General features: G+C 69.7%; 14 protein-coding genes and 10 pseudogenes. 8 read left to right on the forward strand and 16 right to left on the reverse strand.

The features are described 5' to 3' along the window. Positions 1 to 507: 507 nt before the first annotated feature. The gene (locus UG55_RS28390) at positions 508 to 1182 is read left to right on the forward strand and encodes a DUF732 domain-containing protein (protein ID WP_128422919.1); all 675 of its coding nucleotides are present in this window, start codon (positions 508 to 510) and stop codon (positions 1180 to 1182) included. A 113-nt stretch (positions 1183 to 1295) separates the two neighbouring features. On the opposite strand, the pseudogene UG55_RS34625 reads toward UG55_RS28390, so the two are convergent. The 3 genes and pseudogenes from UG55_RS34625 to UG55_RS09585 all read right to left on the reverse strand — a co-directional run. Continuing rightward, positions 1296 to 1638, reverse strand: a pseudogene (locus tag UG55_RS34625) (PIN domain-containing protein); the annotation flags it as partial. Between the two features lie 19 nt (positions 1639 to 1657). Further along, a pseudogene (locus tag UG55_RS34635) lies at positions 1658 to 1850 on the reverse strand (PIN domain-containing protein); the annotation flags it as partial. A 3-nt stretch (positions 1851 to 1853) separates the two neighbouring features. After that, the gene (locus UG55_RS09585) at positions 1854 to 2312 is read right to left on the reverse strand and encodes a helix-turn-helix domain-containing protein (RefSeq protein WP_066066330.1); all 459 of its coding nucleotides are present in this window, start codon (positions 2310 to 2312) and stop codon (positions 1854 to 1856) included. Positions 2313 to 3170: 858 nt separating this feature from the next. Here UG55_RS09585 and UG55_RS27125 point away from each other — a divergent pair. Then, entirely contained in the window at positions 3171 to 3542 is a 372-nt protein-coding gene (locus tag UG55_RS27125) for a DUF4326 domain-containing protein (RefSeq protein WP_242424081.1), read from the forward strand. An 87-nt stretch (positions 3543 to 3629) separates the two neighbouring features. Here the strand turns inward: UG55_RS27125 and UG55_RS09590 are convergent, their stop codons facing one another. Next, positions 3630 to 4253 carry an NTP transferase domain-containing protein gene (locus UG55_RS09590; RefSeq protein ID WP_066065976.1) on the reverse strand — a complete coding sequence of 208 codons (624 nt, stop codon included), beginning with the start codon at positions 4251 to 4253 and terminating at the stop codon, positions 3630 to 3632. A 200-nt stretch (positions 4254 to 4453) separates the two neighbouring features. On the opposite strand from UG55_RS09590, the gene UG55_RS34640 reads away from it, so the two are divergent. The 3 genes and pseudogenes from UG55_RS34640 to UG55_RS09600 form a co-directional block, all read left to right on the forward strand. Next, positions 4454 to 4776 (forward strand): XdhC family protein (locus tag UG55_RS34640; protein ID WP_242424112.1); only part of this gene is annotated, 323 nt, incomplete at its 3' end. 1 nt (position 4777) lies between these two features. Then, positions 4778 to 5641: pseudogene (locus UG55_RS09595) on the forward strand (XdhC family protein); the annotation flags it as partial. Positions 5642 to 5768: 127 nt separating this feature from the next. Then, positions 5769 to 6740, forward strand: coding sequence for an LLM class flavin-dependent oxidoreductase (locus tag UG55_RS09600; RefSeq protein WP_066065978.1), 972 nt, complete (start codon positions 5769 to 5771; stop codon positions 6738 to 6740). A gap of 279 nt (positions 6741 to 7019) precedes the next feature. Here UG55_RS09600 and UG55_RS09605 read toward each other — a convergent pair whose 3' ends face one another. Then, complete coding sequence (locus UG55_RS09605; protein ID WP_066065981.1) at positions 7020 to 7259, reverse strand: hypothetical protein; 240 nt, start codon at positions 7257 to 7259, stop codon at positions 7020 to 7022. A gap of 443 nt (positions 7260 to 7702) precedes the next feature. Here UG55_RS09605 and UG55_RS09610 point away from each other — a divergent pair, with 443 nt between their 5' ends. Next, complete coding sequence (locus tag UG55_RS09610; RefSeq protein ID WP_066066338.1) at positions 7703 to 8578, forward strand: helix-turn-helix transcriptional regulator; 876 nt, start codon at positions 7703 to 7705, stop codon at positions 8576 to 8578. Between the two features lie 73 nt (positions 8579 to 8651). Here UG55_RS09610 and UG55_RS34645 read toward each other — a convergent pair. The 7 genes and pseudogenes from UG55_RS34645 to UG55_RS34670 all read right to left on the reverse strand — a co-directional run. Then, positions 8652 to 9026, reverse strand: a 375-nt coding sequence (locus tag UG55_RS34645) for a DUF3463 domain-containing protein (protein ID WP_242424082.1), incomplete at its 5' end; no start/stop codon positions are given. Position 9027: 1 nt separating this feature from the next. After that, positions 9028 to 9322 (reverse strand): annotated as a pseudogene (locus tag UG55_RS34650) (radical SAM protein); the annotation flags it as partial. A 1-nt stretch (position 9323) separates the two neighbouring features. Next, positions 9324 to 9534, reverse strand: a pseudogene (locus UG55_RS34655) (radical SAM protein); the annotation flags it as partial. A 1-nt stretch (position 9535) separates the two neighbouring features. Then, positions 9536 to 9650: pseudogene (locus UG55_RS34660) on the reverse strand (hopanoid biosynthesis associated radical SAM protein HpnH); the annotation flags it as partial. Between the two features lie 811 nt (positions 9651 to 10461). Then, positions 10462 to 10682, reverse strand: a pseudogene (locus UG55_RS34665) (hypothetical protein); the annotation flags it as partial. A gap of 1547 nt (positions 10683 to 12229) precedes the next feature. After that, positions 12230 to 13760, reverse strand: a 1531-nt coding sequence (locus UG55_RS09625) for an NAD(P)/FAD-dependent oxidoreductase (RefSeq protein ID WP_255360457.1), incomplete at its 5' end; no start/stop codon positions are given. 1 nt (position 13761) lies between these two features. Further along, positions 13762 to 13879 (reverse strand): annotated as a pseudogene (locus UG55_RS34670) (NAD(P)-binding protein); the annotation flags it as partial. Between the two features lie 1115 nt (positions 13880 to 14994). Between UG55_RS34670 and UG55_RS34675 the strand changes: the two are divergent. Both UG55_RS34675 and UG55_RS09630 read left to right on the forward strand, forming a co-directional pair. Beyond that, positions 14995 to 15194: hydantoinase B/oxoprolinase family protein (locus UG55_RS34675; protein ID WP_396230853.1), on the forward strand; the 200-nt coding region annotated here is incomplete at its 3' end. A gap of 1 nt (position 15195) precedes the next feature. Then, positions 15196 to 16584: pseudogene (locus UG55_RS09630) on the forward strand (hydantoinase B/oxoprolinase family protein); the annotation flags it as partial. Here the strand turns inward: UG55_RS09630 and UG55_RS09635 are convergent. The 4 genes and pseudogenes from UG55_RS09635 to UG55_RS34685 form a co-directional block, all read right to left on the reverse strand. Further along, positions 16526 to 16879 carry a hypothetical protein gene (locus tag UG55_RS09635; RefSeq protein WP_066065997.1) on the reverse strand — a complete coding sequence of 118 codons (354 nt, stop codon included), beginning with the start codon at positions 16877 to 16879 and terminating at the stop codon, positions 16526 to 16528. The pseudogene UG55_RS09630 and the gene UG55_RS09635 sit on opposite strands and share 59 nt — an antisense overlap. 867 nt (positions 16880 to 17746) lie before the next feature. Next, the gene (locus tag UG55_RS09645; RefSeq protein ID WP_242424084.1) at positions 17747 to 18319 is read right to left on the reverse strand and encodes a hypothetical protein; all 573 of its coding nucleotides are present in this window, start codon (positions 18317 to 18319) and stop codon (positions 17747 to 17749) included. Next, on the reverse strand, positions 18316 to 19203 hold an 888-nt coding region (locus UG55_RS34680; protein WP_396230854.1), incomplete at its 5' end, for an aminotransferase class V-fold PLP-dependent enzyme. The genes UG55_RS09645 and UG55_RS34680, both read right to left, overlap by 4 nt. A 1-nt stretch (position 19204) precedes the next feature. Continuing rightward, a pseudogene (locus UG55_RS34685) lies at positions 19205 to 19980 on the reverse strand (L-seryl-tRNA(Sec) selenium transferase); the annotation flags it as partial. Positions 19981 to 19994 lie beyond the last annotated feature (14 nt).

Below are 19994 nucleotides of genomic sequence, written 5' to 3' on the forward strand. Positions count from 1 at the left end.
ACCCCGGTAACCCGGTGGGACGTCGAGCGCGCCGTCATGGCATCCGACCTGCCAGCAAACGCCCGCCTTGTCGCCCTGGTGCTCTGCGCCGCCACCGCCCGCGGCACGGTGGTCGTCCCGCCGGAGTTCTCCCCATCGCTCGACCGGCTCGCCAGCAGAACCGGCCTCGGCCGCGCCACCGTCGCCCGGGAACTCAACCGGCTGGAGGCGGACGGGTGGGCAACCCGGCATCGGTCGAGCGGCCAACGCACCTGGTACACGCTCGCCGCGCCGACCAGTCCCACAGCGGGACGGGTCCCGGAACGGGACGGGTACGGGTCCCAGAGCGGGACGGGTACCGGTCCCACAGCGGGACCCAATCAGAAGTGTTTCTCAGAAGGTTCTTCAGCAGCAGCAGCGGAGCTCTCCGAGGACAACCCCGGCGACAGCCTTGACGGGCACGAACCCGGCATCGAGCAGACCGGCCATGACCAGGCCCCGGCCGTCGAGGTCGACCCGCACGCCGACGTGGTCCAGGCCCTCACCGGCGATGCGGGCATCCCGGCATCGTGGGCTGGCGACGTCCAGGCCGCACTCGGCCGCGGATGCACCCCCGGGCAGATCGCAGATGCCTACCGGGCGCCCATCACCGGCGCGGTGCGGAACCCGACCGCGATCCGCCGGGCCCGCATCCGCGACCTGACACCCGAACCGGCCCGGCCGGCGGCGCCGTCTGCCCACGTGCCGCCGAACGTCCGGTCGATGTGCCGCCGGCACGGCCTACCCGGACCCTGCCCTGTCTGCGCAGACCTCGAGGCGGGCCGCGCGGACGACGTCGAGGTTGTCGTTCTGGTCGGGTTGGCAGTACTGCTGTCGCAGGATGACCCGCCTGCCGCCGAGCAGCCAGCGCCGACCCTGACGCCGACGGCCAGTGCCACTGTGGTGCCCGACTATGCGGATCCAGCGCCGAGCGCAGATAACCCCAGCCGGTTCATCCGAGAGGCTCGAATGATTGGGTTCCAGTCGGAATCTGACCTGATCGCTGCTGGCCGGGCTGTGTGCGCCGGGGTGGCCAGTGGTACGCAGAGCTCCGCGTTCGCGGAGGCGGCTGCGTGGCTGGACGCGCTGAGTCTGTCGGCGGATCAGCGGACGGTGCTGATCGCCATGTCTGCGGAAAACCTCTGTCCGCAGTACCGGTCGTAGCCGGGGCGCTGTAGCTCATGCTAATCACGCACCACGGGCAGGCCATCGGGGCACGGTCACGCCGCGTCACATCGTCACGGGGGCGCCTGGTGCGGGTGCCGACCCTCACACGGTTATGGCGCGCGGAGGGCGGTTACCGACTCGACGAGTCCGTTGTGTTCGAGCTGCCGCAGGATGTCATCGACAGATTCCGGCGGGTTCGTTCGAGAGTCAGCAATCTGTCGGACGGCTGCGGCAACCTTCTGCACCCGGATGCCGACCTGGTCCAGGACGAACGCATCGGGTGACTTGGCTTCGACGCCCCATGGTTCCAGGTCGGCGGAAGGGAAGTCCTTCAGGTTCCGAGCGACGATGACCTGCGCATTGGCCTTGATCGCAGCGGCCAGCACATGCCGATCTTTCGGGTCAGGGAGCTTGAGGCTCTCGATCAGAGGCTCGTAGCCGAACACCAAGACGNCCCTGACGGCCTTATTCNTGCGGCTCCGGAGACGGCCGAGCTTCTCGGGCGGAATGTCTGGCCGGTTCCGCCCGATCGCGATGAACGTCTCGTCGAGGATCTCGTTGGTCCACTTCGCCTGGACCAAACCTGACTGCGCAATCCGGATCAACAGGTCGCGCAGGGTGTTCGGGTAGAGCACGTTGGCGTCGTAGACCACCGTGAAGGCCATGGGTCAGTACAGCCCCAGTTCCTGGGTCAGCTCGGTGAGGTCGTCAGCCGCGCGCCGCCGCTCCAGATCGTCGCGGCTCTTGTAGTTATGCAAGTCACGGAACTTGATCCGTCGATGGGTGCCGACCTTGCGGTACGGGATCTTCTCTGACTCAAGCAGCTTGATCAGGTAGGGACGCGACACATTCAAGAAGTCGGCCGCCTGCTGGGTGGTCAACTCGGCGGAGTCGGGCACCACGTTGATGCTCTCGCCTTGAGCCAGAAGCAGGAGGATCTTGGCGAGTAGGACGGTTGCCTCTCGCGGGACGACCAGGGCATCGTCACCGGCCAGCTCTCCCTGGATGGTGTCCTGGTCGGTGTCAGGGTGTGTGGTGAGGTAGTCGTTGATGCGGCGTGCTGCCCGCCGGGCGAGCTCCGCACCTGGGTCCTGCCGCCCGGCAGCGTTGTCAACCGAGTCGAGCATCTCCGCCACCCCCATCGAAATTCACGGCCCAAGCCCCGTTCGCTACTGCTCAGGCCTCCAACCGCATCATGCGCAGCAGACGCAATATTCGCAAGCGCTGTGGGCGAGTCGTCATCCGGCCGTGCCTACGGCCTGCGTAGCAAGCGCCAGAGCGTGCTGGTCGTCGCCTCCACCATGGTGCCCGCCGTCACCCCTTCGGTTTGGCGGGCGACCAGTGACACGACGTGCCAGACCGGGACGGCATCCATCACCCGTGCAGCTCGAACCGGGTCAGGCAACGGAGAGTCACACCACTGTGGAGATGGTCGTCGTGGGCACTGGTGCGGACATGGTGCGGACACCCGGCCCACTTTCAGCCCCTCCAGCGCCATCGTCCGCACCCGTCCGCGACGCGGAACCCCTTACGTTGCAGGCACTTTCGCCTACTCTCACTCTCGCGCATCCGGTCGCCGGTGGGGTTCAAATCCCCGAGCCTCCGCCCTTGTGGGTCGGGCCCGTCCATGCTGGACGGGCCATCGACCGGGCTCTTTTCCGCCGGTGCCGGCCCGTCGAGTGTTCCGTCCGAGCTCTGTCCCACCCGGAACCGCCTGGCCTTCGCGTCCGAGGCGGACACGGCCTGGTTTGTTGCGTGCGTGGCCTGCCGGCGGACCGGCGGTCTGGTTGTGGTGCATGTGCGAGCGGCCGTCCCGCCTCCGCTGACCGTGACCGCCGCGCGACCACCGCGGGCGGCCGCTGACCGAGCGCTGGGCAACCCGCGGCGAGCGGGGTAACAGTGCATGGGGGAGCGTGTTCCCCGGCTGGCCGGAGGTGCGGCTGAAGCGGGGTGCGCGCCCAGACCGAAGGAGCTGGAGGCACCCCGTGGCCACGACGACATCCACGCTCGTCCGTCCGCCGCGCGTCCGGTTGTCCCGCGCCCGCGGCTGGCGGATGCCCGCGGGCACGATCAAGGTCGACCGGACCACGCGCTGGGGTAACCCGTTCGACTACCGTCAACTCGGCCGGGTTGAGGCCATCCGCCGGTACATCGCCTGGATAAATGGCGAAGGGCCGGATGAACGGCCCGGTGGCAGGCGGGTGGGGATGGTCTCCCGAGCGTGGGTGTTGGGCCACCTGCCCGTGCTCGCCGGACACCCGTTGGCGTGCTGGTGCCCGCCGAGCACTCCCGGCGGTCCGCCCATCTGCCACGCGGACGTACTTCTGGATCTCGCCAACCCGGGGGGCGGTCCCTGACGCTGATCGATGACCGGCGGGCGCTTCCAGGAGGCCGCCTCCCGGAGGCGCCGACACTCCGCCTGGGCCGTCACTCCGGCTGAGTCGTCACTCGGGTTGTTCGGTCCGGGCTGCGGCCCGCTCACCTGTTGACGAAGTCCAGCGGCGCAGGTCCGCCGGGGTGTCCAGGTCGGTGGGATCACCCGGGGCCGCGACCTCGTCGATGAGATCGGGGTGGGCGGCCAGGAAACGCCGGGCGCCTTCGTCCGGCCTGGCCAGCGCGATGGCCGCGCGCCAGCGGTCAGGACTCATCACGATCGGGTGGCCTCGCCGTTGCCCGTAGCGGGCCAGGGCGACCCGGCCCGGCCGCCACGCGTCCAGAACGGCGCGGACGGCTTCGGAGCCGATACCGGGTGTGTCAACCAGGAGCACCGCGACGGCGTCCACGGGAATGTCCCCCGGCGACGCCAGGTGGTTCAGCGCCAGGGTGAGCGAGCTGCGCAGCCCCTGCTCGGGAGCCGTGTTCACCACGAGTTCGGCGCCGGGCACGCGGGTTCCCGCGCGGACCACGGCGATGATCCGTTGGCAGCGGGCCTCGTGGGCCACCTTCACCGCCCGGTCGACGAGGCGCGTGCCGTTGACGGTGAGGGCGGCCTTGGGCGTGCCCATCCGGCTGCCGCTCCCGGCGGCGAGTACGACCGCGGCGATCCGTGCGCCGGCCGGCCGGATCACGCTGTGGCCTCCGGTGCGGTCATGCCGGAAGGTTAACCGGGAGACCCGCGCACGATTCGTCCCGGATGTCTCGTGTGAATTCGGGCGTCCTGGAAGGTTCGGGCATACGGTCGAGGCGTCGAGCGGTCCTTCGGGGCACTCGGCACGGGTACTGGGCAGGTATCCGCGAACCTACGATGACGAGCAGAGGCGATCTGGCGATGCGTGACGTGCTCACGGACCTCCAAGGCTGGTGGGACGAGGGAGAGACCGCCGGGCTCGCGACCGTGGTCGGCACCTGGAAGTCAGCGCCCCGCCAGCCGGGCGCCACGATGGCGGTCGGCCCGGACGGGACCGCCGTGGGCAGTGTCTCGGGCGGCTGCGTCGAGGGCGCGGTGTACGAACTCGCCGAGCAGTGCCGCGCCACGTCCCGGCCCGTGCTGCAGCGGTACGGGGTCAGCGATGACGACGCGTTCTCGGTGGGCCTCACCTGTGGTGGAATCATCGACATCTTCGTGGAGCCGGTGAGCCGGCGGACGTTCCCNGAACTCGGCGGGGTGCTGGCTGACATCCGCAATGGCCGGCCGGTGGCCGTCGCGACGCTCGTGAGCGGGGCGGCCGGTGCCCCTGTCGGCGCGCGCCTGATTGTCCGGCCGGATTCGGTGGCGGGCACGTTCGGGAGTGCGCGTTTCGACGAGGCGGTGCGTGACGACGTGCGGGGGCTGCTCGACCAGGGCAACACCGGAACCCTGCACTACGGGCCGCACGGTGAGCGGCGCGGCGACCAGAACGCCGTGTTCGTCTCGTCCTACGCGCCGAAACCACGGATGATCGTCTTCGGGGCGATTGACTTTGCCGCGGCGCTGACGCGGATCGGTTCCTTTCTCGGCTACCGGGTCACGGTCTGCGACGCACGCGCCACCTTCGCGACGGCGAAGCGGTTCCCGGCGGCCGACGAAGTGATTGTCGATTGGCCGCACCGTTACCTCACCGCTACCGAGGTGGACGCCCGCACGGTGGTGTGCGTACTCACTCACGATCCGAAGTTCGACGTGCCACTGCTGTCGGTGGCACTCAAAATGCCACTGGCCTATCTGGGGGTCATGGGATCACGCCGTACCCATGAGGACCGCGCCCGGCGGCTGCGGGAACTCGGTGTTTCCGAGGCGGATCTCGCCCGGCTGCACGCGCCGATCGGTCTGGACATCGGTGGCCGTACTCCGGAGGAGACGGCGATCTCCATCGCCGCCGAGATCATCGCGACCCGTCAGGGCGGAACGGGCGCCCAGCTCAGGGAACTGGTGGGGCCGATCCATCACGACCAGCGCCGTTCCCGCAACCGGGTGAGGGACACCTCGCCGGCGGCACCTTGGGCCGCCGCGACACAGCTCGGCGACACCTCTCGGTGACGCAGTGCGGTGAAACTGTGCGGCGGCGCCACGCCGGCCGGAGACGCCCACGGCGGCGGGGGTTGGCGGCGGGCCGGATCGAGCTGACAGGCCGATCGCGTGGACTGATTCCTGTTATTCTCCGGCCGTGCTGTTCGCCTTACGATTCGACTTCCGTAATCCGGATCTAGCCGGTACATCCATGGCCGACCGTTACTCGGCGGCCCTCGACATGGCCGAGTGGGCTGACCAGCTCGGCTGCGTGACCATCGCGGTCTCGGAACATCACACCTCGCCGGACGGCTATCTTCCCAGCCCCATTCCGATGCTCGCGGCGATGGCGGCCCGGACGAAGAACGTCAGATTCATGGTCGCGGCGCTGATCGCGCCGTTCTACGACCCGCTGCGGCTGGCCGAGGACATGATCGTCCTCGACAACATCAGCAAGGGGCGTGTCGACCTGGTGCTCGGGGCCGGATACGTCCGCGAGGAATTCGACATGTTCGGCGTTCCGATGAACGAACGCGCGAAGCGTGTCACCGAGACGGTCAGGACCCTGAAGGCGGCCTTCAGCGGAGAGTCGTTCGAATACCGCGGCCGCACCGTTCGGGTCACTCCCGCGCCGTATCGGCCGGGTGGCCCGTCGCTTGTTCTCGGTGGCAGCAGTGAGGCGGCGGCCCGGCGGGCCGCCCGCATCGCCGACGGATTCATTCCATCGCTGCCCGAGGTCTGGGACTTCTACCGGGACGAGGTGCAGAAGCTCGGCCGGCCGGACCCGGGGCCGTCGCCGATCAGGGCCAACACGGTGGTGGCGCTGGCGGAGGACGTCGAGGACGGCTGGAAGCAGATGTCTCCGTACTTCCTCCACGAGACGAACGCCTATGGCGAGTGGCAGGCCCAGAGCAACCTCGCGTCGCCGTACCACACGAGTCCGGGCGCCGACCAGCTGCGTGCGAGCGGGCAGTATCGGGTGCTGACGCCCGAGCAACTGGTCATCGAGCAGAAGGAATCCTCCTTCCCGTTTGTGCAGTTCCATCCGATGTGCGGTGGAATTCCGCCGGAGACCGCCTGGTCGAGCCTGCGTCTTTTCGAGCGCGAGGTACTTCCGAAGTTCGCGTGACGGTCGGCCGCTGACGCCCGGTTCGGGAGCCGGGCCGGCGAAGGTCAGGGAACACGGGGTTCCCGGTACGCCCTGGCCAGGGGTTCCGTGCGCGGGCGCCCGGCCCGTCGGTCGTCCCACGCCCGCGCACGGCGTGGGACAACTGGCGGGCTGCTCTGTGTTCCGTGCGGTGTCCTCGTGCGGTGTGCTCGTTCCGCGCGGTGTGCTCGCGGCGGTCCCTCCTCCGGCGGTGCGGGGGCACCGGAGGAGTCGCCGCCCGCTGGTGGTGGCGGCGAGGATTCACGGCGGCGGGCTGGAGGGGTTCACCCGGACGACCCGGAAGTCGGCTCCGACGATCCGTCCGTACATCTCCGCTGACATGGGGCCGGGAAAGGTACCCACCACCGACGTGGGAGATCCCGACTCGTCCATCAGCACGACCGCGTAGGCGGCCGGTGCGGACCACTTCGTCCGGCCGGCGTGCTGGGCGCGGCGCCAGCTCTCCTCGGACGGTGGGCTGATCGGGCTCGGCGTTGTCATGGCGCCCCCGTCATTTCAGCCCGGCCGAAGAGGGCAAAAATATCTTTTCGTCAGATGAATATCTGGCGAAGTGGTCGGTGGGGTCGGTGCGGCGTGTGGTCTCTTTCATGTCGATGCTCCGGTCCGCCAGAGTTGGCTGATGGGCGATGTCCCCCTCCCGTTCCCTGTCGAGGATCCCCGAAGACGGACCACAGGGGGAGGGTGTGAGAGGCCTCATACTGCAGTCATGGTGGAGAAGCGACACAGAGCCACCGGCGCGCCGAATATNGGTCAGCGGGCAGAAGAAGGACGCNTGGCACGATCAGGGCCGGAGATCAGCGGGCGATCGACTGTCAAACGGGGGAACGGTGTTTCAAATGCAGGGGTGTGACAGCAGTCAGACCGGTTGGACACGGCCGACTGCCAGCCAGAACGGGGCATCCCGGGTAGACGATGTGCGGGACATGCAACCGTGCCTCGCCAGTCTGCTGGACGCCATCGTCCGGCGCAGGAAGGCCGCTGGGCTCAGCCAGGCCCAGCTCGCCAACCGAGTGCGGTACCAACCGAGTTACCTCTCGAAGGCCGAACGCGGCCTGCTGGGTGTGCCGTCGCAGTCACTCGTGGCCGCGATCGACACGGAGCTGAACGCCGGCGGCACGCTCGTCGAGCTCCGCAGGCACGCCTGGCTTGAGGACAAGGGGGTGCCGGCTGGCGTCACCTGGACGGAGGTCCCGCAGGAGGTGGACATCACGAATCGTCGACAGCTCATCGTCGGCGGCGGTGCCGCGGCGGTCGCGCCCGCAGTGGCCGCGCACGCGGCCATGGGATCGGCGGCGGTCGCTTCCGCGACGATGTCGGGCGTGCCAGGCCCGGTCGCGCCCCCGGCCGTGGCTTCCGGCGTTCCGGCGCAGGCCCAGGCCCGGGGCGAACTGTCCGGGCGGTGGTGGACGTCCTGGCAGACCTTCCGGGACGGCGAGGAGATCCATTCCGCCCAGGAGGTGGCCGTGGAGCAGCACGGCGACCGCCTCACCATCGCGGCGGTCTCCCGTGGCCTGACGATGGAGGAAGGTGGCTACCTGTGGTCCGGAGAGCTGCGCGTCTTCGACAACGAGATCGTCATGGGCTGGTACGCGGCGGTGGACGGCCCGGTGCGGTCGAAGGGCACGCTCTTCTTCTCTCTGCACCCGCACGGTGACCGGCTGACCGGCCGCTGGGTCGGGCTCAGCTACGACGGCCTCTTCGTCGAGGGCTGGGGCGCGATGGCGCGCTCTGAACAGGTCTCGACAACGCTGATCGGGCGGATGAAGGACCAGCAGCCGGTGGGTGGTGGACCTCGGTGAGGCGGGTGGCGGTCTCCCGGCGGAGCGCGGCTCCGCCGTCACCGAGGTCGACCTCCACGCTCGTCCTGGTGGATCAGCGCGTCGCGCGAATCGACTCCCGCAGCGAGCTCAGTGTCGCCGCGATCGCCGTGGGCTCGTAGCCACAGTGAGCCATGCAGTTCGCGCAGCGCTGGTCACGGCCGCGGCCGTATGACTCCCAGTCGGTCGTGTCCAGCAGTTCCTGGTAGGTCTTGGCATAGCCGTCACCCAGCAGGTAGCACGGCTTCTGCCACCCGTACAGCGAGTAGGAGGGGATCCCCCAGGCGGTGCAGGGGAAGTCGACCTTGCCCTCGAGGAAGTCGAGGAACAGCGGCGAGTGGTTGATGCGCCAGCGCTGGCGCCGACCTTCGGCGAACGCCTTGCGGAAAAGCTCCTGGGTCTCCCGGACGCCGAGGAACTTGTCCTGCTCNGGGGCCTTCTCGTAGGCGTAGGCGGGGGAGAGCATCATTCCATCGACGTTGAGGTCGTTGTTCAGGAAGTCCAGCACCTCGATGACGGTCTGCGGCGTGTCCGTGTTGAAGAACGTGGTGTTCGTCGTCACGCGGAAACCGCGACGCTGCGCCTCCTTGATGGCATCCACGGCCTGGGCGAACACACCCTTCTTCGCCACGGACTCGTCGTGACGCTCCTCCAGGCCGTCGATGTGCACCGCGAGGGAAAGGTAGGGCGACGGCTTCAGCTTGTCGATCTTGCGCGGCAGCAGCANGGCGTTGGTGCAGAGATAGATGAACTTCTTGCGCTTGACCAGGCCTTCCACGATCTGCTCGATCTGCGGGTGCATGAGCGGCTCACCCCCGGCCAGGCAGACGACCGGTGCGCCGCATTCGTCGACCGCGGCGAGCGCCTGCTCGACCGGCATCCGCTGCCGGAGGACGTCAGCGGGGTGCTGAATCTTGCCGCAGCCCTCGCAGGAGAGGNTGCACGCGAAAAGCGGCTCCAGCTCCAGAGTGATCGGGAACTTGTCCCTGCGCTTGATTTTCTGCTTCAGCAGATAGGCGCCGATCTTGATCGCCTGACGCGGCGGAATGCTCATGTTCACCCTTCCGGTGTTGATCTGCGTTCGCCTGGCGGGTGGAGTCCTGACGCTTTACCGCTTCTGCCAGTCTAAGTAGGCAACTTATCTGGTCACGAAAAAGTTCTTCAATGAGATCTACTTAACCGGCTGGTCTGAGATCTTCTTTCCGTCCTGTTATCCCGCAAGCTGACTGTGCACCCGGGGCGAGACGCGACATCGGGCTGCCCGGCGGGCGGCAACGGTCTCTTTTCATCGCGGGCCTGCGGGCCCGTCGTAAGTCGGGTCGAAGGGGTCGTGCCCGTGGATACTGCGGCCGTCCGACTGGCCACGTGGGGACCCGTGGAATGTGGTTGCCGGTCCGATCGGTCCCCGCGAAGCATGTCGTCTGGAACGACCGTAACAAGATCGGCGAGTGGGCGTCGCGCCCGATGGTGCCGGGTCTTCGGGCGAACGCGGCACCCTGCCATCCGGTAGAGAACCGCGGGCCGGCGGTCGGCTCGTGCCGGCGGTCTGAAGTGCCCGGTCAGCGGGCGCAGGGGTCCGGGGCACGCTCGATACGTTCGGCTGCTGACGACTGATGTCCAGCCAGACAGGCGAAATGGCGTCGCTACCCGTACGGGGGTGCTCGTCGGAGCGGATCCCGGCGGCAGTCAACGGCTCCGGGCGTGTATGCGGGTCCGCAGGCGCGACCGGTCGGGCCGGCCGGCCGCGGGTGAGACCGCGGCTGAGAGCCGTGGCGGAAAATCGGCGGCGGAAAGTCGGCTGCCGCCGGGACGTCCTCCCTGACAGGAGAGTCCCGACGGCAGCTGATCGTCGCGGCGGGCAGTGGTCACATGTCGAGACGCGACTCGATGGAGCGCAGGCGGTGGCGAGCCATCGCGAGATTCGCGCGGCTCTTGTCGAGCACCAGGTAGAGGAACAGGCCACGGCCGGTGTGACTGGTGAGCAGCCTGATCAGGTGGTACTGCCGGCCGAGGGTGATCAGAATGTCCTCGATGTTGTCCTGCAGGCCCAGGCTCTCCATGGTGCGGACTTTCGAGCGGATGACCTNGGTGTTGCCCGCGGCCGCGATTTCCAGGTCGAAGTTGTGGATGTTGCTGAGCTTGCCGAGGGTCATGCCGCTGGTGAAGTCGACGAGCGCGACTCCGGTGGCTCCCTCGATCTCCAGCGATTCCTTCAGTGCGATGTCCACGCTGTTCATGCTGTCTCCCGTTGGGTCGTCAGGCGTGTTCACGCCAGCCTTGTCGCTGCCNTCGTTCTCTTCGGCGGGCCGGTCCTCTCGTGCGAACCACCAGGTCCCGAGCCTTCTTCGCATTTCGCCCCACCTGAAAATGGGAGCACTCTCCGGGTCCTCGAGCGCCATGTCGCAGGCGGCCCTCTCTCCCGGCAATGCCAACTCGCAGGTACCTGCCAGNGCTATTTCACCAGAATGCGGGCCGATTCGACCNGTGCAGTTATGGCGCAGTTTGCACGGGAGTCGGCCCGCCGGCTTGCCCAGGTACCGGGAGTGTGCATACAGCGGAGCTCCGCGGGATTGCTACCGAATTCGTTGTCGCAGGTCAGGTCGCTTCTCGACGCCTGGTGAGCCGCCTCGGCGCGCGGCCGTCCGGCCGAACGGGAGCACGACTGTTTCGTGTGCGCCGCGGCGTTGTCCCCCGGGCAGAACGCGAGAACAACCGGATGGCGTTTCCCCGGGGAGCGTGGGAAGTCGGACCGGACGGCCGCCGGTGTCTCCGAGTGCCGGCTCCCGGCAGCGTGCAGCCGGGAGCCGGCTGGCCGACGGCGGGGGTAGTCATGCCATCTCAGATCACTCTTCTCCCGTGGCCGTGGCCGTGGCCGTGGCCGGTCTCCGGTGGCCGAGTCGGGGTCGACTCCCAGGGCGCCTGTCGAGGTCGCGGCCGGCTGGCGGCGATCCGGTCGCGACGCATGCCGCGGGAGTGCCGTCACGGGCATTCTGTCGCTCTGCCAGGTCGTGATGCCCGCGGGGTCCTGACATTGTTCCCGTGTTGTGTGACAAAAGGCCCGACTGGTGCGGCGATATCCCCGAATCGGCGGCTGTGCGCAGGCGTGGCTCGCAAACTCTGCGAGAATGCAAGGTTGCCCCCGCGCCTGTCATATGTGCCGCGCGCCTCCAGTGGTCTCCTGTTTCTCGCCGTTCGGGAATCACTGCTCACCGGCGGTGCCGCCGCGTCCGGGCGCGGCGGAAAGGCGCCGTGACAGATCTCGGCGGCATCCCGAAGAATGGCTGGAACGCGCTGCCGCCGGCAGCGGGCGGCGCGGGCGGTGCCGGCCGAGACGGCTTTTATCGGCGCGCTCATTCCCCCGCGGTTGGCNTTCCGTCACTGCCGATCATCCCGAAGCGGTCAGGGGAGGTGAGCCACCCGCAGGTATGGCCGAAGAACTTCCGTCAGGGATTCCCGAAGATGTCCCGTGAAAGGGGAGCGGTGCGAGTCGGCCGATGTGGTGCCCGCCTGACTCGATTACTCCGGGTGCGCGAGGCGCTGGTGCCTGGTGCCTGATTCCCGGTGCCGCTGGCTGCACCGCGGGTGGCGGATGGCGGCCGCCCTGTTCGCCCAGCGGCACCGNGGACGAGCGGCTCAGAAGACAGCCGGCTCCCGGACGCCGCCGGTGCGGGCCAGCAGAGCATCGAGGTCGTAGTCGTACCACCGGCGAAGAGGTTCCGGGGAGGTCGACCGACCCCATTCGTACATCCGACGCTGGGCCTCGAACGAGCCGTCATGCCACCTGCGCAGCACGTCACCGAGGTCGAGCGGGGTGGGCAGGAAGTCGGCGGAGCCAAGCACCGTCGCCAACTCGTTCACCGCCTCGGTCGGGGTGGTCCGGCCTCCCTCGACCCGTTCCATGATTGTTCCGAGCCCGCGGAACAGTTCTTGGAACTCCGGCAGGTCCGGGCAGAAGGTACCGGGGAAGGGCGCGTCGAACAGCCGGTCGAACAGGGCCGGGTCGCCGCTCTCCTCGAAGGTGAAGTAGGTGCCGACAATGCGGGCGATGCCCAGGTTCCAGGCCATGAACCAGACCTTCGACCAGGCCCGCCACAGGTCGAAGTCCCGGAAGGAGATGTAGGAGCCGGCCACCAGCTGGTCGTTCACGTCCAGGATGGTCTGGTTGAGCGTGTCGATCGGAGCGAACCGCTCGGCGGTGAGGTCGTCGTCGTCGAGGGCGTCCAGCAGCAGCGGGGCGAATGCATAGATGACCTGCATGGTGTTCGCCATGCCACGGGAGAACAGCGCGTCGACGGCGCCGGCGGCATGACTCATCATGGCCCAGCGGTTGCCCACGGTGCGGGTGCTGGAGTATTGCGTGCGCCCGGTCGAGATCCAGTCCCAGGTCGGCCGGGCCTGGGCGAACTGGCGGGCGACACTCGGGAAGCGGTCGAGGAACCCCTGCCACTCCTCGGCGGGATCGACCTCGGGTCGTTTCGGGAAGCGGCGGGTGTCGAGGTTGAGCCCGACGCTGCACAGCGGGTTGGTGGCGCCGCGGTGGTTGTCGAAGGGGATCACCCACAGCCAGCCGCCGTCGAACAGATGGTGGAGGGTGCCCTGATGCCAGGGGGATGGCTGCCCGCTTGGTCGGGTGACCTGGTCGAACGGGGTGACCCCCACCATGTGGGTGAACAGGGTCCGGGAGTGGGTCCGGAACCGGCAGGGCTCCTCGCGCAGGCCGTGCTGGTTCGCCAGCACGGAGTTGCGTCCGGACGCGTCAACGACGTAGCGGACCCGGATCCGTTCTCCGCTCTTCGTCACCAGGGTCGCGGCGCTGTCGGTGGTTTCCACGTGGTCGATCTGGGTCCGCTGCCGGGGGTGGGCACCGTGCCGCACCGCGGAGTAGAAGAGGTAGGAGTCGATGTCCTGGCGATGCATGTGCATCTCGGGGCCGTTCGGAAACTCCGAGACGCTACACTGAGTGACCTCCTCGGGGTTCTGGAACTCACCCTCCCGGTGATAGACGAAGCCGAAGTTACGTTTCACTCCGCAGGCGGAGGAGACATGCCGGCGAACTCCGTCGAAGCTGCTGACGTGGCCGAGCTCCGGCACGTCGAACCGTTTGGCCAGGAGTTTCAGGAGATAGGTCGTCTCTCCGATCGTTGATTCCCCGAGTGCAAATCTCNGGTGTGTGCCACTGTCGATGAGCACCACACTGTGACCATGGCGGGCAAGGATGTTCGCCAGCGTTGAGCCGGCAATCCCGCTGCCGAGAATGGCGACCGAATAGTCGTACTCGCTCATTGCGCTGCTCCCTGGACGCAACTAATCGCAGATGATCGGCGCGGCCCGCTCCGGCGCGTCCCCGCCGGTGGCTGCGGACCGCATCGTAATTGCGTACTGAACCACTCATTCGTCCGTTGGTCTAGATAAATGAAAAAACAACATCAGATGTTGGAGCTAATATCCTGTTAAGCCTTGAATGAGTGGATTTTCGTACTTGAATACTATTTGTTCCGCTCTGCTGGTGTCTGCTCGTACTCGGGGCAGGCGGTCGATGGCTGACTCGGGACCGCGGTGCGGCCGTGGCGGCCGGGGGCTGGGGTGACGGACCTGTCTGATTGGACGGGAAGCCCGGGTGGCGAGCCGGGTCGCGGGGCCCCGCCGAGCGACGGCCCGGGCCGGTACCGGGACACCGCCGCCCAGCCCTTGCGACGTCCAGCGCCCCGCCCGCGGACACCTCGGCCCGCGGCCACCCGGTCGAGGCACGGCCATCGGGCCGCCGCATCCGGCGGAACCCGCCGCAACGCCGCCACCAGGGCTTTCAGNGGGCGCACAGGCCCCGAAACAGCCCTCACCCNCCCCGCGCCNCCCGTCCGCGNGTGTNCGCCGNCAGCGACTGAAGACCTCGTTGTGTCTCCGCTCCCGGNGGGGTTGCGCCCCCTCCACCACCGGGGTTGTCAACACCTCTCCCGAAGAGACACAGCGAGCTCTTCAGTCGCCGCATCGCCACACCCGCGCCGCCACCCGAAACGCTGACCGCCACTGTCAGATCACCCGCCCACCACGCCCGCCACCGCCCGCACCCGCCCGCCACGCCCACCACCGCCCGCCGCGCCCACCACCGCCCGCACCCGCCCGCCGCGCCCACCACCGCCCGCACCGCCCGCGCCCGCCCGCGCCCGCCCGCGCCGACCGGCCCCTGCCAGCCGAGTCCCCCGGCTGGCCGCGAGATCGCGAGGCGCCGACGCGGACGGACCGGCAAGATTGCTCCGTCCCGCGCCACGGCCCCGCCGTCGCGCTCACCACCGCGCTCACCACCGTGCCTGCCGTCGCGCCCGCTACCGCGCCCGGTCGGCTGGCGCTCATCCGCTGCCGATGGGCCGTCCGGTGGCCGGGCGAGGTGGGAAGCTGGGGGTATGGACCCGGTAACCCTGGCGGTGTTGTCGAGCGCGGTTGGCGGCATCGCGGAGGAGATGGGAACGCTGCTGGTCCGCAGTGCCTACTCGTCCAACATCAAGGAGCGCCGGGACTGCTCGGCGGCGCTCTTCGACACCGAGGCGCGGATGGTCGCCCAGGCCGCCCATGTGCCGGTGCACCTGGGCGCGATGTACGAGTCNGTGCGGGTGGTCGCGGAACGTGACCCGGTGCCCGGTGACGTGTGGGTGCTCAACGACCCGTTCTCCGGTGGCAACCACCTGCCGGACGTCACACTGATCTCCCCGTTGGCCCTGGACGGCGAACTGGCCGGCTATGCCGCGACCCGCGCGCACCACTCAGACATGGGCGGCATGCGCCCGGGATCAATGCCGGCGGACTCGACCGAGATCTTCGCCGAAGGGCTGATCATCCCGCCGATCCGCCTCATCCGGGGCGGGGAGTGGCAGGCGGACGTCCTCGATCTCATCTGCGCGAACTCGCGGACGCCGGAGCTGCGCCGAGGCGATCTGCGCGCGCAGGCGGCGGCGGGCGGCCTGGCGGCGGCCCGGCTCACCGAGCTCGCCCGGCGGCATGGCACGCCGGTGGTCCTGGAGTCGTTCGCCGAGGTGCTCCGCTACGGCGAGCGCCGGAGCCGGGCGGCGATCGCCGAACTCCCCGACGGCGTGTACCGGGTGAGCAGCGAGCTGGAAGGTGACGGCGTCGACGACCGGGACATCGAGCTGCGGGTCGCGGTCACCATCGCGGGCGACAGCATGACGGTGGACTTCACCGGGACATCCCCGGCGGTGCGCGGCAACGTCAACTGCCCGCGCGCCGTCACCCGTTCCGCCTGCTGCTTCGCGCTGCGGGTGCTGTTGCCCGAGGACGTCCCGACTGGTGACGGCACCTATGCCCCGCTGTCGGTGGTGACCGAGCCCGGCTCGCTGGTGGACGCCCGCCGTCCGTCCGCCGTCGTGGCGGGCAACGTCGAGACGTCCCAACGGATCGCGGACACGGTGCTCGCGGCCCTGCGGCTGGCGGTCGGGGCGGGCTCGGCCGCGGCCGAGCCCGCGACCGCCGTGCCGCCTGCCGTCGCTCCCCTCCTCCCGGCCCCGGGGCAGGGGACCATGAACAACCTGGTGATCGGTGGAGCGACCTGGACGTACTACGAGACGCTGGGCGGCGGGCAGGGCGCCTCCGCCCGGGGGCCGGGCCCGTCCGGGGTGCATGTGGGGATGACGAACACTTTGAACACCCCGATCGAGGCGCTCGAACTGGAGTATCCGATGCGGGTGGAGCGTTACGAGCTGGCCGATGGCACGGGTGGACGTGGCAGGCACCCGGGCGGTTCGGGACTGGTGCGTTCGCTGCGGGTCCTGGAACCGGCGACGCTGTCAGTGCTGACAGATCGGCGCCGGCACCCGCCCGGCGGCATCGCGGGCGGGGAACCCGGCCTCGTCGGCCACAACGACGTCGACGGGGTACCGCTCCCGCCGAAGGCGAGCCGGCAGCTGCCCGCCGGAGCCGTCGTCACTCTTCGTACGCCGGGTGGTGGTGGCTGGGGGCCGCCGCCATCACCGGATGGGTGACACCGCCGCCGGTACCGCCGGTGCTGGCGGCCGCGCCGGTGTCAGCCGCGCCGGTGACGGCCGACGTGTCACCCGGGAGAGCGCTGCCCGGGAGAGCGCTGCCCGGGGGAGCGACGTCGACATGGACGAGGCGGACCGAACGCCAGTTGACGAGGACCCGCCGGCCGTCCGCGAGATGTAGCTGCTCGACCTCGCAGCGGAAGACCGCCTGCGCGACGCGTCGCCGTAGTTCCTCGGGGTCGACATCATCACGCAGCGTGTATGTCTGATCGTCGATCGTTATCTGGACTGCCACGCGCCCACCTTCGCACACGTGTTCGACTACAGCAATGTGGGTTGAGGCAAACGGTGAGCCAAAGGTGTAATCGGTAGATCCGATCAATCGGCTGCGAAAGATGCACGTAGCGTNCACGATCGAGAGTGACCCGACCGGGATTCACCAGGGACCGGGAGGCACGGATGGATGCCGAGTTCGGCACCGGCATGGCGACGGTTGCGGATGGCGGGGCGAGCGGGGAGCCCGCTCCCGGCGGCCTGGCCGGTGCTCCGCGATCACCGCTGGCCCGAGCGTTCGACGGCGCGCTGCTCGCCGCGGGAGCCACCGCCGACACGGGGGAGCGGGTGGCGGCGTTCGTGGACCTCGTCCGGCGTTACCGGGAGCCTGGAAGGCACTATCACACGCTCCGTCATGTGGCGGAGACCACGGCGGCCTTCCACCTCCTGATCGCTGCCGACCGCGCCGAGGCGACCGGAGTCGATCTCCCGGCCTGTCTGCTCGCGATCCACTTTCATGACGCCGTGTACGACTCCCGCGCCCGGGACAACGAACAGCGGTCAGCCGANCTCGCCGGCGATGTCCTCGGTGCTCTCGGCTGCCCGGCGCGGGTGGTGACCGAGGTGCGACGGCTGGTGGAGGCCACGGCGGGGCATCGCGCACAGGCATCCGACGAGGCGTTCGTGAACGATGCCGACCTGCGGGTGCTGGCCCGTCCCGCGTCGTCCTACGACCGCTATGTCCGCCGGGTGCGGCTGGAATACGCCTGGGTCGCCGGCGACACCTGGGCCGCCGGGCGCGGCGCCGTCCTACGGCATCTGCTGGACGGGCCGATCTACGCGACGGCCTGGGCCCACCGACTCTGGGAGCCGGCCGCCAGGGCCAATCTCAACCGCGAGCTCTCGGCCCTGTCCCTGGCCTGACGATCCGGGAGCCGGAGTTCGAACCGACCGCCGGGATTCCCGCGATGCCGGAACCCGTCGGGGCGTCCGGTCCGGTCCGTGCCCGCAGGCGGCGGCGCCAGCCGCGGCGCAGCAGAGCTCCGCCGACCGCCGCGAGCAACACCGCGCTCAGCACCGGCCCGACGACGAACTCGGACGGGTCGGGTTCGAGGCCCGGCCAGGCCAGCGCGAACAGCGACAGGGAACAGACGGCGCCGGTCCCGTTGGCGAGCAGGGGGAACCGGCGGGCTCCCGGCAGCCCCAGCAGGGCCAGCCCACCGAGGAGGCAACCGAGCACCGCTCCCGCGAGCAGCGTGCCGCCGGTCACGATGACCGCGGTCGGTGGCAGCCAGCTCGGTTCCCAGGACCAGGAGCCTCCGTTCCAGCGCAGCCGGGCACCATCGGGCGTCCCGAGCGGTGCCCCCGGCCAGATCACCAGGTGGACCAGGGCATGCGTGACGATGAGAAACCCGCCGGCCCAGCCCAGCCCGCGGGTTGCGGAGCTCTCCGGGGCGGTCACTGCAGGGTTGCCTCGTCCGGGTCCGTTTCGCTGTCCAGCTGAGGCGTCCAGCCCGCCGCGGGCCAACGGTCCGTGCGGCGCGCCCAGTCGGGCACGTGAGCCCATCCCATGGGATGCGGGCTGGCGGCATCGCTCGGTTGGGCGGCATCGCTCGGTTGGGCGGTGCAGCTCGGTTGGGCGGCATCGCTCGGTTGGGCGGTGCAGCTCGGTTGGGCGGGGCCGGTGGGGGGGTCGTCGGCGACGGGCCCCGATCCGGTTGCGGCGGCCAGGACCGTCGCGGCCAGAACGGGATCGAGATCTGACGGGACCGAGCGCAGATCCAGCAGGCAGCAGCCCTGCTCGACCCGTCCCAGCACCGGGGGCTGCCCCTGGCGCAGCCGCGCGGCGAGTCCGGCGTCGAGCGCGACGGCAGCGCTGGGCAGCCCACCGGCCCCGCTTTCCGTGCCGTCCGAGCTGACGACCGCCCGGCTGCTCACGGCGGACGCCGGGACCCCCGACCGGCGCAGCCAGGCAGCCAGCCGCTCGGCGCGGATTCTGAGCTCCGCGGCGTCCGTGTGCAGGAAGCGGCGCACGGGACTGTCCCCGGCATGCAGGGTGGCCTCCAGGGCGGCCAGCGTCAGCTTGTCCACCCGCAGGGCGCGGGCCAGCGGATGCCGGCGCATCCGGGCGACCAGATCGCCGCGCCCGAGGACGAGACCACACTGCGGGCCACCGAGCAGCTTGTCCCCGCAGGTGGTGACCAGGCTGACACCACCACGCAGCCAGGTCGACGCATCGGGCTCGTCGGGCAGCGCGCGGTTCGGAGTCAGCAGCCCGGACCCGGGGTCGCCGACCAGCGGTACGCCCCGGCGGGCGCACAGCTCGGCGAGATCGGTCAGGGCGGGNGCCATCGTCAGGCCGACCACCCGGAAGGTCGGTGGGTGCATGCGAAGCACGAAGCCGGTTCGTGGGCCGATGGCGTCGGCATAGTCGCCCAGCGTCGTCCGGTTGGTGCTGCCCACCTCCCGCAGCCGGGCTCCGGCCGAGGTCAACAGCTCGGGCAGGCGGAATCCGTCGGCGGTCTCGACGATCTCGCCGCGGCTGATGACGATCTCCCGGCCGGCCGCCAGCGCCATGGCCGCGAGGACCAGCGCGCCGGCGTTGTTGTTGACCACGTGTACGGAGCGGGCCGCGGGGACGGCCGCGGCCAGCGCGGACAGCGCGGCGTTTCCGCGCCGGCCGCGCCGGCCGGTCGCCAGGTCCAGCTCGACGTCGCAGGTCGCGGCGGCCGCGTCGATTGCGGTGCGGGCGTCGGGGGAGAGCGGTGCGCGGCCCAGCCCGTCGTGCAGCAGGATCCCCGTCGCGTTGATGACCGGCCGGAGCCGGCCGGGTGGCCGTTGGGCTGCCAGGAGCGCGGCACCGGGGGCCGAGCCGCCGCGGTGGGCCGGCGGGAGGTCCGAACGGGCGTGGGTCATGCCGGATCCGGAGCGGTCGGTGTCCGGAGCGACTGACCCGGTGCGGTCGGCAGCCGTGATCTCCGGGTCCGGGCCACCGCTGCCGGACGTCGGTTCCGCGGCGCCCGTCCTGGTCGCTGTGCCGCCCGCGGCCGGGCGGCCCGGCGGCGCGGGAAGAGTCAGGACTCGTGTCGGCTCAACGGACGGTCGACCAGAATCGGCGATCACCTTGAGTGAGGTTA

Source organism: Frankia sp. EI5c, assembly GCF_001636565.1.
Taxonomy (GTDB): Bacteria; Actinomycetota; Actinomycetes; order Frankiales; family Frankiaceae; genus Parafrankia.

What these genes read in the sequence shown, in the direction of transcription:
- UG55_RS09585 (WP_066066330.1), bottom strand. Translation starts at nt 2,312, where the DNA reads ATGCTCGACTCGGTTGACAACGCTGCCGGGCGGCAGGACCCAGGTGCG.
- UG55_RS09605 (WP_066065981.1), bottom strand. Translation starts at nt 7,259, where the DNA reads ATGACAACGCCGAGCCCGATCAGCCCACCGTCCGAGGAGAGCTGGCGC.
- UG55_RS09610 (WP_066066338.1), top strand. Translation starts at nt 7,703, where the DNA reads ATGCAACCGTGCCTCGCCAGTCTGCTGGACGCCATCGTCCGGCGCAGG.